The sequence below is a fragment of the Maribacter sp. Hel_I_7 genome (assembly GCF_000688315.1).
Classification (GTDB): Bacteria; Bacteroidota; Bacteroidia; order Flavobacteriales; family Flavobacteriaceae; genus Maribacter; species Maribacter stanieri.
Map to the genome: position 1 here is coordinate 1,165,890 of NZ_JHZW01000002.1, position 12,427 is coordinate 1,178,316.

13 protein-coding genes are annotated in these 12,427 nt (G+C 32.0%); all 13 read right to left on the reverse strand.

Annotation, left to right across the window (positions count from 1 at the left end):
• Positions 1-3: 3 nt before the first annotated feature.
• From P178_RS0106595 to P178_RS0106655, 13 genes are read right to left on the reverse strand one after another with little or no spacing between them, the layout of a single operon-like run.
• Positions 4-1,392: a BNR-4 repeat-containing protein gene (locus P178_RS0106595; RefSeq protein WP_027065473.1), complete on the reverse strand. Its 1,389-nt coding sequence runs from the start codon at positions 1,390-1,392 to the stop codon at positions 4-6.
• Positions 1,382-2,077, reverse strand: coding sequence for a cytidylyltransferase domain-containing protein (locus P178_RS0106600; RefSeq protein ID WP_027065474.1), 696 nt, complete (start codon positions 2,075-2,077; stop codon positions 1,382-1,384). The genes P178_RS0106595 and P178_RS0106600 overlap by 11 nt, the downstream gene beginning before the upstream one ends.
• Positions 2,077-3,120 (reverse strand): nucleotidyltransferase family protein, encoded by a 1,044-nt coding sequence (locus P178_RS0106605; protein WP_091901580.1) that lies wholly within the window; start codon positions 3,118-3,120, stop codon positions 2,077-2,079. Before P178_RS0106605 ends, P178_RS0106600 begins: the two co-directional genes overlap by 1 nt.
• Complete coding sequence (gene neuC, locus P178_RS0106610) at positions 3,114-4,277, reverse strand: UDP-N-acetylglucosamine 2-epimerase (RefSeq protein WP_027065476.1); 1,164 nt, start codon at positions 4,275-4,277, stop codon at positions 3,114-3,116. The genes P178_RS0106605 and neuC overlap by 7 nt, the downstream gene beginning before the upstream one ends.
• Positions 4,274-5,278 carry an N-acetylneuraminate synthase gene (gene neuB, locus P178_RS0106615; RefSeq protein ID WP_027065477.1) on the reverse strand — a complete coding sequence of 335 codons (1,005 nt, stop codon included), beginning with the start codon at positions 5,276-5,278 and terminating at the stop codon, positions 4,274-4,276. Before neuB ends, neuC begins: the two co-directional genes overlap by 4 nt.
• A complete protein-coding gene (locus P178_RS0106620) occupies positions 5,278-5,910 on the reverse strand; it encodes an acetyltransferase (RefSeq protein WP_027065478.1) in 633 nt (210 codons plus the stop codon). The genes neuB and P178_RS0106620 overlap by 1 nt, the downstream gene beginning before the upstream one ends.
• Positions 5,897-7,036 carry a LegC family aminotransferase gene (locus P178_RS0106625; RefSeq protein WP_027065479.1) on the reverse strand — a complete coding sequence of 380 codons (1,140 nt, stop codon included), beginning with the start codon at positions 7,034-7,036 and terminating at the stop codon, positions 5,897-5,899. Before P178_RS0106625 ends, P178_RS0106620 begins: the two co-directional genes overlap by 14 nt.
• A gap of 5 nt (positions 7,037-7,041) precedes the next feature.
• Positions 7,042-8,229, reverse strand: coding sequence for a UDP-N-acetylglucosamine 4,6-dehydratase (locus P178_RS0106630; RefSeq protein ID WP_027065480.1), 1,188 nt, complete (start codon positions 8,227-8,229; stop codon positions 7,042-7,044).
• A 19-nt stretch (positions 8,230-8,248) separates the two neighbouring features.
• Positions 8,249-9,019, reverse strand: a complete 771-nt coding sequence (rfbD, locus tag P178_RS0106635; protein WP_027065481.1) for a dTDP-4-dehydrorhamnose reductase — start codon at positions 9,017-9,019, stop codon at positions 8,249-8,251.
• Entirely contained in the window at positions 9,016-9,561 is a 546-nt protein-coding gene (gene rfbC, locus P178_RS0106640) for a dTDP-4-dehydrorhamnose 3,5-epimerase (protein WP_027065482.1), read from the reverse strand. The genes rfbD and rfbC overlap by 4 nt, the downstream gene beginning before the upstream one ends.
• Positions 9,558-10,418 (reverse strand): glucose-1-phosphate thymidylyltransferase RfbA, encoded by an 861-nt coding sequence (rfbA, locus tag P178_RS0106645; RefSeq protein ID WP_027065483.1) that lies wholly within the window; start codon positions 10,416-10,418, stop codon positions 9,558-9,560. Before rfbA ends, rfbC begins: the two co-directional genes overlap by 4 nt.
• Before the next feature lie 2 nt (positions 10,419-10,420).
• Positions 10,421-11,428 carry a dTDP-glucose 4,6-dehydratase gene (gene rfbB / locus P178_RS0106650; RefSeq protein ID WP_027065484.1) on the reverse strand — a complete coding sequence of 336 codons (1,008 nt, stop codon included), beginning with the start codon at positions 11,426-11,428 and terminating at the stop codon, positions 10,421-10,423.
• A gap of 3 nt (positions 11,429-11,431) precedes the next feature.
• Positions 11,432-12,427, reverse strand: coding sequence for a hypothetical protein (locus P178_RS0106655; RefSeq protein WP_027065485.1), 996 nt, complete (start codon positions 12,425-12,427; stop codon positions 11,432-11,434).

Below are 12,427 nucleotides of genomic sequence, written 5' to 3' on the forward strand. Positions count from 1 at the left end.
AATTTAATTCAAATCGGTATAATGCACAACCGTACTATTAGACTTACTATCACCTTGAGTAAATAATAATTTAGGTGGATATTCATTTCCTCGACCTAAGCTTGGAAGCCAAGATGGATTACTCACCATTAAGTCTTGACTACTAAAAACTTTAACAATTTTATATCTTGAATTTAATTTAAATATCTGTAAGAAGGAATGTCTTTGCTCTTTACCCCATAGTTCCTGCCTATCGTAATTACTTTTATTTATTGCAGTTGCAACAATATAAAAATGATTATCAAAATAACTAATTGAAGAAGGCGAATACATAAAGCTTTGATTAGTTTTATCGTGATTTATTAATTTACGTTCCCAAATATCCCCCTTTTTATAAGCTAAATAAAAAGTTGATGTTGAATCATATTCTTTTGAAAATGCTACATGCGGAGTATTATGTTTATCTAAAATTAGATTACTTATGCCATAATTACATTCAACTTTTTTGGGGTCTGAGTTACCATCTATTATTTCTATTTCTGATGGATAAGCTGGGGTTGTAATTAACTTGTCTTTATTTTTCCAAGTCATCCCCCCATCTTCAGATTTTAAATAACCAATTAAATAAGAACCTCCATTACCGTTATTAGTAAAACTATATTTTTCATTTCTTGGTAAATATTCATAATTTTTAAAAGTAATATGTAGATTATTTAATTTATCAATTACTATTGATTTGTTCCATCTAGAATATCCATTTTTTACATATAAGTACTTTGGATCACCTTTTTTAATATCTTTTATATCTGGCCAGTTAGCATAATTAGAGTACAAAATATCCTTTCCTGATGACCAATTTTTATCTTCCGCATTTTTATGAAATAATCTTAGGCTCCACTTTCCTTTAATTATCGTATGCCTACCAAGTAGATAAATTTTATCATTATTATCAATTGCAAGAGAAGGGTAAGTCATGTTGTTACCAACGAACATCGGATCGCCAAAAAATCCAATATCGTTCGGATTAACAGATTTCCTATATACAAAGGGACCCACATGTGGACCATAAGCTATATGTAAATAACCCTGACTATCAATTGATAATGAACCGCCACCATGATTATCATTTACTTCATCCAAAACAATCTCTTTTGACCATTTTTTATTTTCTTTAGAGAAAGATTTTAAAGCTATAAAATGTTTACCATCTTCATATATTAAATAGGTTGTGAAAACATGTTCCTCAGTTTCTATTATTTTATTCGAATCTATGTAAGCTGTTGCTCTTGACGAACCTTTTTGTGTCAATATCGTGGTTCTTCCTTCAATGTTTGATAACATTATTTTGACTTCTGGATTATCTCCAACAAATAATCCTATGATAAATATTACAAACGATGCTTTAAATGTCATTTTCCAATTTTAAAAGATATTCTGCAAATAACAAATCTATTTGCGAATCTAAATCTAGTGAAGATTTCTCATCCATTACATATTTTACTACTCTCTTAAAACTTGATAGTTTAGTTTTCTTTAAAGCTTTAATATTAATAATATAAATTGCACCATTATACTCCCATACTTTAGGGCAATCTTGTCTTCTTATAAAATTTCCTTTTTTTGAATGATTCAAAAAACCTTCATCATTTTCCTCAAAAAGAACATAATATGGGTTAGATTTTGTCTCTGATACTGAAACAACCATATCAATATTGCTATAAGAATTGTATAACTCTAAGGCCTCTCTTATATGTTCAGAGGTTCTAAATGGTGATGTAGGTTGTAATAATACCAATGTTTCTATTTCTCCATGGATTTTCTCAAAATAATCAACAGCATGTAATAAGACTTCATATGTACCAGCAGTATCAGTAGCCAAATTTGAAGGTCTGATGAACGGAACCACTAAGCCACTATCTTCGACCACCTCTTTTATTTTAATATCATCTGTGGAAACAATAATTTCATTATCGTTAAAAATTTTCTTTGCTGCATCTACAGCGTGTAATATCAGAGGTTTTCCTTTAAAAATTTTAATGTTCTTGCCAGGAATTCCTTTAGACCCGCCCCTAGCTGGGATAACAACTAAATTATTCATTAATGATCTAAATGTTTTATAAAATTCTTAGCGTAATCATAATCTACAGGTTTTCCAATATCAATCCAAAATCCAGTTATAGGGTTGTAAATTAGTTTTCGCTTTTCTTTTACTATTTTTTCCATTAAATCAGTTATGTCATAGTATTGATTTTTAGGAATTTCGTCTATTAATTCTTTCTTCAAAATGTAAATTCCTGCATTTGACTGATAAAAAAATGTTGGCTTCTCCTTAAAATCTATTACTTCATCACCATTAGTTTCAAAAACAGCATAAGGCACATCCACTTTGTATTCTGTTGACGACACTGCCATTTCGGCATCTGATTTCAAAAAGGATAGATAAAGATCTTCAAAGTCAACGTTAGTAAATAAATCACTATTCATTAATAGAACATTTCTGGAGTTGAATTTTTCTACTAAAGTCAATGCCCCTGCAGTTCCTAACGGCTTATTTTCCCAAATATATTCTATGGAAATTCCTTTTGAACTTCCGTCCCCGAAATATTCCTTTATTTGTTCACCTAAGTATTTAACAGATATATAAATTTTAGTAACTCCATATGATATTAATCTATCTATATTATGTTCTATTATTGGCTTATCTCCTAAAATTAGCATTGGTTTTGGGGTATTGTCCGTTAACGGGCTCAATCGCTTTCCTCTACCTCCAGCCATAATCATACATTCTAAAGGAAGAACTGATTTTATTCGTTCTAAGTCCAATACCTTAATTAATTGTTTTTCTGCTGATAATACTGGCAGAATTTTTAAATCTTTTTTTCGGTATTCATTTAAATTCAGAAAGTCATAATCTGAATGAATAAATTTGAAATTAATATTGCAAACCAAAGAAACTTTTTGATTTAAATCTTTATTTCTAACAAGCGCTCTTCTTATATCGCCGTCCGTTAACGATCCAATTATAGATTCATTATCATCATAAACGAAAAGAATTAAGCGACTTACATCTCGGATAGAATTTAGCTGCTCTAAGGCCTCTAAAATTGATTTATTCTTATGTATTATTATATTTTTCATAATTCATTGTAAAGATCGTAAAATGACTTTTTAGTATTTTTTAAATGACTTCTCACTAAAACATCCATTATTTGATTAGTTGCTGTGCCATTGCCATACGGATTAGATTGATTTTGAATTTCGATATTAAATTGAGCATTTAAAGCTTTTTGAATAGCTTGAAATATATCTTTTTTATTCGGTTTACAATTAATGATACTTTTGGTCATTTCTCTACCTTTTTGGCGATCTCCAATATTTATTGTAGGTTTTTTAAATATTGGAACTTCTAATATCCCACTTGAGGAATTTCCTATAACAAAATCAACATACTGTAACGCTGAAAGATACCTAAGCTGTCCTAAAGAATTGAAACTTATAGCCTTATTGGGGTTTCTGGTAACGTAATTATCTATTATTTTAACAATAGATGCTCCTCCTTTATCAGAATTAGGTTTAGTGAATATTAGTGTTACTTCAGACAAAATGTCTAAAGCATCAATTAATTCTTGAAATTGATATTCAGCTGTATCATCTTCCAGTGTTACTGGGTGAAATGTTATTAAAACATTAGTTTTATTAAGTTTATAGTTTATAGCTTTTTCAAATTCATCAATAGACAATAATTCTAATTTTTTGATACTATCAATTCCTATAGCCCCTACATTAAAAACTGTAGTGGGGTTTTCTCCCAATTGAATTATCCTCTTTCTATAAATTTCACAACTTGCAAAGTGCAGATGACTCATTTTAGTGATTGCGTGCCGTATAAACTCATCATAAGCACCTTCAGTGGTCTCCCCTCCATGAATATGTGCAACCGGTATGTTTGCTATTATGGCAGCAGTCACGGCAGCAAGAATTTCACTTCGGTCTCCAAGTACTACAATCAAGTTTGGTTCTAAGCGATTATACGCTTCTGCAAAACCTATTACTGCTCTGCCCACTGCAGATGAAATAGCAAGGGCATCATCCCCTTCTAAGCCATCTTCAACTTTTGCGTCTATTTCAAATCCGTCTTTCTCTATTTGTTGGTAAGTGTTTCCAAATTCAGACATAAGATGCATACCTGTCACCAGAAGTTGTAACTTAAAACCTTCTGTCTCCTTAATTGCGTACAGTAATGGTTTTAAAAGTCCATACTCTGCTCTAGTTCCGGTAACAACGGCAATATTTCTCATATTAAATCGTCAGCTTTATAATCTTTTTTAGCTCTACTTCCTATAACCTTATCCCATTTCATTGGTGAAATACCCGTTCCAGGACGTTTAATAGTTAAATTTTTTTCATCAAAAATCTCTCCCTTTAAAATCTCTCTATTGGCAACGATACTTTTACGAGCAATTGGTTTGTTCTTGGTTTCACTTGGGCTTGGAACTTTAATTCCATTACCCATAGCTTGTTCAATATTTCTTATTGCAGTCACCATTTTTTTAAGCTCCTGGGGTTCTAACGAGGCTTTATGATCAGGACCATCCATGCTGTTATCAAGGGTAAAATGTTTTTCGATAACGGTGGCTCCAAGAGCTACGGCGGCTATAGGGATTTCAATCCCCAAAGTATGGTCAGAATAACCTATAGGCACTTTAAACACATCTTTTATAGTGTTCATCGCCGTCAAGTTCACGTCTTGCATGGGTGTTGGATATTCTGTATTACAATGCAAAACAGTAATATCTTTTATATCTGTACCAGATGAAGTAACAACATTTATTGCTTCTTCAATTTCTGACATCTCGGCCATACCTGTGGAGATTATCACCGGTTTTCCTAAGCCCCCTAGTTTTCTTAAATACGGTAAATTTGTAATTTCACCAGAAGGTACTTTCCACAAATCAATTTTAAGTTCTTCTAAAAAATCAATACTATCTAGGTCAAAAGCGGTTGATAAAAACTTAATATTCTTGGTTTTACAATAATCGATTAATATAAGGTGGTCGTTTTTACTTAGTTCAAGTTTTTGTAGCATCTTTAACTGAGATTCTACTTCATCATTGGTATTTTGTTTTTGGTAATCGGCTTTTTGAGCTGATTTACTAACAAGTTTTTTAGAGTTAAATGTCTGAAACTTAACGTAATCTACCCCTGCATCTGCTGCTGCATCTATTAATTTTTTTGCTAAAGTAATATCCCCATTGTGGTTTACACCCGCTTCAGCAATTATCAGTACTCTGTTTTTCATTATTTTATTAGTTGTTTAGCAGGATTTCCTACCCATGTCCCTTTCCCATCTATATTGTTCAAAACCACTGAACCTGCACCAACAATAACATTATCGGCTATTGATACCCCTTGTTTGATAACGGCCCTTGCTCCTACAAAACAATTTTCTCCTATTTTAACGTTACCAGCTAACACGGCTCCCGGTGCAATATGTGAAAAATTACCAATATGACATTCATGTTCTATTATGCTTCCAGTATTGATAATACATGCTTTTCCTATTTTTGCCAAAGCATTGATAGAAACGTTAGGATTTATTAAAGTAGATTCTCCTATTACTGCTGTATCAGAGACAAAGGCAGTAGAGTGTGCTAATACCAATTGTTTAATGTTTAATTGATTTAATAATGAATATAATCTTTTTCTTATGGTATTCGACCCCATAGCTGGAAATACATAACAATCTTTTACAAAATCTTTTAAATCTATATTAGCTTCACTTCCAAAATATTGAATTTTATATGGATTATCTAAATTTTCTTGCCGATCGAAATAACCTTTAATGTCAAAACCATTATCGTAAGCGACATCCATTGCAACATATGCATGTCCAGAATATCCTAAAAAATAAATTTGCTTATTTTTTGACACTACTTGGAATATTAATTACACGTTCTTCTAGCCAAATAGAATTGTCCAGATTTCCCTTTTGAGCTTTTTTAAACATGGGCAAGCTAGACATTAGCTTCCAAATAGGCCTGGTCATCACTCCTGCATCATTAGTAGCCGACAAAAACTCATCTCTAACATTAGGATTCTCAAGAACAATGGAATTTAACCAATAGTTTGCAGATGTATTGTCAGGTTCTGTAACAAAACGTGCCGATTTATTATTAAAAAAGCCTACATATTTTTGGGCTAAATCTCGTTTGTTCTGTAAAATTTCAGGTAATTTTTCTAACTGGGCACAACCAAGTGCCGCATTAATATTCGGCATTCTATAATTATAACCAATCTGGTCATGTTTAAAATCCCAACGATGAGGAATTTTAGCGGTAGTTGTTATATGTTTGGCTTTTCTTGCTAGATGTTCGTCATTTGTTAAGATCATTCCACCACCACCAGTAGTAATGGTTTTATTTCCATTAAAACTCAATGTACCTGCCAAACCTTTCGTTCCTGTATGAACATGGTTATCATAACTTCCTAACGATTCTGCTGCGTCCTCTATAATTTTAATATTATATGGCTCACAAACAGCTTTTAAATCATCAATATTAATTGGCATTCCAAATGTATGCATTGGTATTACCGCCTTTATTTTGCGTTTGGTCTTTTTATTGATACAAACCTCATCTTTAATGATTGTTTCCTCTGATAAAAATTGCTTTAATTTTTCAGGGGACAGCCCCATTGTATTTTTATCAACATCTATAAAAACAGGGTTAGCTCCTATATAACTGATTGCATTACAAGTGGCTATAAACGTTAATGACTGAGTTAACACTTCATCTTCTCTTTCTACACCTGCAAGTTGTAATGCAATATGTAAAGCTGAAGTACCGTTTACAGTGGCTATCGCAAACTTTGAACCCGTAAAATTTGCTATATCCTTTTCGAATTTGTCGACAAATTTACCTACACTAGATACAAATGTTGTATCAATACATTCATTTAAATACTTTTTTTCATTACCGGCAAAATAAGGCTCGTGAAGAGGTATAAAGTCTTCGCTCTCATAATGCGACCTAATAAAATCTATTGTTTCTTGAATCATTAAAGCTACATTTTACTATCTAAATACTTACCGGTTTCTTTATGGCCAAAAGCAGGTATCATTTCAAAGAACAAATCTACAATTGGCTCTTTTGACCAAGTTCGTTGCTGTTTTATTTGGTCAATAGTGTTTTCAAAATATTCCAACTTTTTATGATTGACCTCAAGTTTGTTTTTTATGACCCCTAATTTTTGGAATCGATTCATATCCAAAGTTTCCGAATTTGTAAAAAATTCTTCGAAATCCTTCTCCCCCGTTGTATCGCTACCAGTAAATAGACATGGCCATTTTCCTTCTTTAGGAAGTACTTTTACTAAATCTCTAGCTTCTTGTTCATTTTCACATAAGTAAGGCTCATAACCTAGCGATCTTAAATATTTTACTGCAATGTCTGCAAACGATATTAAATGCAGCCCTTCATCTAGCTTTGGAAAAAAAATATCCCTATTATCGCCAAAAATACAAGACATTAAACAGAGCTCACCACTTTCTTTAGGTATAACGAAATATCTTTTTATATCATTAGGCGCTACAATGGGTTGACCTTTTTTAATTCTTTGATCAAAACCATGTAATAATGACCCATCAGAAAAAGCCACATTTGCAAAACGGGCAGTGGATATGGGTATCTCTGCACTGTTTCTCATTAGGAACATTTCCATAATGCGTTTTGAAGCCCCCATCATATTTACCGGGTTTGCAGCTTTATCTGTCGATACACAGAAATATTTTTTTGACCCTTTTGCTATTGCCTGTTTAATAGTTTTATCGGTATTAAATATATTGACCTCTATCATACGCATTAATGTGAAAGGGTCTTTCTCGCTCCTAACGTGTTTTAAAGCCGAAAGGTTAAGCACATAATCATACTTACCATCTGCTTCTATAAAAGCATCATATTCTCTAGAACCAATATCTAAAGCAAAAGTTTGAAAATCACCGTCTATATAACCAAATGAACTACGAATATCTCTAACTAATTCCACCATATTATTCTCGCTAATATCAACGACATGGAGTTTTTTAGGATTTCGTTTAAATATTTCTTTTGTCACAGCCTGCCCTATAGATCCCGCACCACCAATGACAAGAAACGAGGAATTACCTACTATTTCACTTAATTCGTTTTCATGGGTGGCAATATCATTCTCAAATAACTCCCTTTCCCTTCCAATAAGGTTAAGTATTTTCATAATTCAGATTTATTAAATGCTATTTCAGCACACTGTTTACTGGTCTTTTAACAAAAGTACGATAATTCTTATCTCTGTGTAATTGAACCATCATCTGTAATTCATGCTCAATTAATATCTCTCTGGCGAAATCAAACCATGTACAGGAATATCCATCCGTAAAGTGTTCAATACCGCAGATATTATTCTGAATCAACTTCCTTATTATATGCAATGCCAAATTATTAGCATTAGTAGGACAACCCAACTGTTCATCGGTAACCGAAAGATTTTCTCCAGCTTTAGCCTTTTTTAAAATAGTAGTATAGAAATTCTTACCAAATTCAGAATACAACCAAGATGTTCTTATAATACAATAATTGTCCATTATCTCTTGAATATGCTTTTCACCTAGTAATTTAGATTTACCATATTCATTAATTGGATTAGGTACATCTTTAACAGTATACGGTTCATCTTTTTCACCATCAAAGACATAATCGGTAGAAATGTGTATTAAGGTTGTGTTATAACTTTTACAAACATTAGCTAAATTCTTAACACCTTCTACATTTACCTTGTAAGCAATATCCGGTGTTTTCTCAGCTTGTTCTACATTAGTATATGCGGCGCAGTTGATACAATAATCAAAATTGCCCTTTACAAATGCTGTTTCGATTTCTAAAATATCAGTAATATCTAACTCCTTGGAACTGTTAAATTTAAAATTCAATTCTTTATATGAAGGGGCTATTTTTTGCAAACATTGACCTAGTTGGCCATTGGCTCCTGTTACTAATACTTTTTTCATTTTTCGAAATCTTTGAAACTAGGTAGAAGCATATCTTTTTCTGAGACAATTAGTTTTGAAATCGGGTAGCTCCAGTCTATTCTTAAATCTGGATCACTATATAAAATGCCCGATTCCAATTCTGGGTCGTAATAACTATCACATAAATAAGTGAAAATTACTTCGTTGGAAAGTGTTACAAAACCATGAGCCATACCTTTTGGTATAAAAAGGCTTTTACGGTTTTGATCAGATAGATTTACCTTAATATGCTGCCCAAAAGTTTCACTGCTTGGTCTTAAATCAACCACCACGTCTATTACTTCTCCTCTTTGGACGGAAACTAATTTAGCCTGGGCTCCTAGTTCTTTTTGGTAGTGCAACCCACGTAAAACCCCTTTTTTAGAAATAGAGGTATTCTCTTGAACAAAATCAATATTATAACCTAAAAAGAACTCCAATTCATTTTTTCTGAATACCTCAAAAAACATCCCTCGTTCATCCTGATAAATTTGGGGTTCCAAGATTAAACATCCTTTTAATTTTGATTCAAATATTTTCATTTAATCAGGCGCATTAAATATTCTCCGTATCCACTTTTTAATAACGGCTCAGCTAACTTTTCCAGTTGTTTTGCTTTAATAAAGCCCTGGGTATATGCTATCTCTTCTATACAACCTATTTTTAAACCTTGACGTTCTTCTATTACTTGCACAAACTGAGATGCGTTCATCAAAGAACTAAAGGTGCCCGTATCTAACCAAGCAATTCCTTTATCAAGAACACTTACTTTCAAGTTACCTTTATTTAAGTAAGCAATATTTACATCTGTGATTTCCAGTTCTCCTCTATTGCTCGGTTTTATTTGCTCTGCTATCTTTACTACATTATTATCATAAAAATAAATTCCCGGAATAGCGTAATTAGATTTAGGAATTTGAGGTTTTTCAACAATTGAAATAGCTTTTCCAAATTCATCAAATTCAACCACACCATATCTATTTGGGTTATTTACATGATATCCATAAATTATTCCGCCTTCTGGCTTAGAATTTTCTTTTAATAATTTTTCCAGACCATTACCATAAAAAATATTATCTCCTAAAATTAGAGCAACCTTACTATTTCCAATAAACTCCTTACCTATAATAAAAGCCTCGGCCAAACCCTTTGGTTCTGGCTGAATAGCATATTGAAATGTACAACCCAATTGCTTACCATCCGACAGTAGTTTTTTGAATAACGGTAAATCATCTGGTGTCGTTATTATTAAAATCTCCCTTATTCCAGCAATCATTAGCGTAGATAACGGGTAATAAATCATTGGCTTATCGTAAATTGGCATTAACTGTTTACTTAATGCTTTTGTCAAAGGCCAAAGTCGCGATCCCGTACCACCTGCAAGTAAAATTCCTTTCATAATTATTTAGATTGATACTTTTTTAAATACCAGTCAACTGTCTTCTCTAAACCAGTATGGAAGCTTTCTAAAGCATTCCAACCTAGTTCTTTTTTAATTTTAGATGCATCAATGGCATACCTAAAATCATGACCTAATCGATCATCAACAAATTTAATTTGGTCTCTGTAACTGCCATTGCTTTTGGGCACTTTTGTATCTATAAATTCACAAATTTTTTCAGCTATCGTTAAATTATCATATTCATTATTTCCTCCCAAAAGGTAGGTTTCACCAGCTATGCCATTAAAAAAGATAAGATCTATTCCTTTGCAATGATCCTCTACAAACAACCAATCCCTTACATTCTTACCATTGCCATAAATCGGAATTTTTAATCCTTTTATAGCTGATCTAATAATGGTAGGAATTAATTTTTCATCATGCTGTTTTGGTCCAAAATTATTTGAACAATTACTGGTCACTACGTTCATACTATAAGTATGATGATAGCTTCTAACCAAAAAATCAGATGAAGCCTTAGATGCACTATAAGGACTATTTGGCTGGTAATTTGACCCTTCGGTAAAAAACCCATTTTCACCTAAAGACCCATAAACTTCATCTGTGCTAATATGATGAAATCTATAATTTTTACCTTTCCAATAGCTTCTAGCTGCCTCTAATAATATAAAAGTACCTTCGATATTGGTCTTTATGAATTGCCCAGGAGAGCTAATTGAATTATCTACATGTGACTCTGCGGCAAAATTGATTACGCCCTTTATTTGATGCTTATGAAATAATTTTGAAACTAAGGTTGCATCGCAAATATCACCTTCAATAAAAGTGTAATTAGGATTACTCCTCAATTCACTAAAATTGTGTACGTCTCCAGCATAGGTTAGTTTATCTAAGTTAACTACTCTAATATTCGGATATTTCGCTAATAAGTAAACAATAAAATTGCTCCCTATAAAACCAGCACCACCAGTAATTAGAATTGTGTTGTTAGATGGCTGGTCTGTCATAAACTACATTAAAGATTTTGCCTTCTTATTTAAATAAATGAGTGCTGAGAATATGAAAAACCCTAAAACAAGTAAAATAGGAATCAAAACTATACTCTTGCCAAAAAAGGATTTATGCTCTACCTGTGTTTCTCCAAGGTTAATTACACTTACTGGCACAGTACGTTCTTCTAATTCTAGTTTTTTAGTTTCTATATCTCTTATCAATCCCGTTTTGTATTCAAAAATATCAGCTATATTTACTTGCTCTTGGTTATCAAGAATAATTTTATCTGTTGCTGTGTTATTTCCTTTTTTAACTAGACCATTAGTATAATTAACTATAATTTCGTCTACTTGTTTCAATAATTTCTCATCCTGTTCAATTCGATTCTGAGCGTTATTTCTATAAATTTTTAATAGCCCGTTAAAATATGAATTGGAGTTAATATAATCTAAGACCTTTTTTGCAAACTCCTTACCAAATGCAGCGTTGTTGTAATAAAAAGTAATTCTATGGTTAAAAGAGCTTTTGTTTTGTAATTCTTCTCTAACTATATCTGCAATTGCATCCGTATTTTCAAAACTTTGTAGCAGCTCCAAATATTTTAAATCACTTTCAGAATTGCTTGCCTCTGCTACCCTACCTATTTCAATTTTCAAACCTGTAAAATCAACATCATCAATTCCTATAGTATTAAAAAATAAAGTATCTTTTGCTTGTATGTTAGATTGTATCTCATTTACAACGTCATATAAATAGTTTTTACTTTCTAATTGAGGCTTAACAATTACCTCTGATTTATACTTTTCCGAAATAATCTGATTTAGACCATACCCAATCGCTAAACCAATAACAACTAAAACAATAAGTAATAATAAATTTCTTTTTAGATATAGAAATACTCTTAAAAACCAATTAAAAATGGCATTAAAACCATTGCCTATTAATTGAAACAATTGCCCCAAATCAATTTCGTCGGAACTATTCTGTTTATCTGGTATTTGATTCTCGTTCAT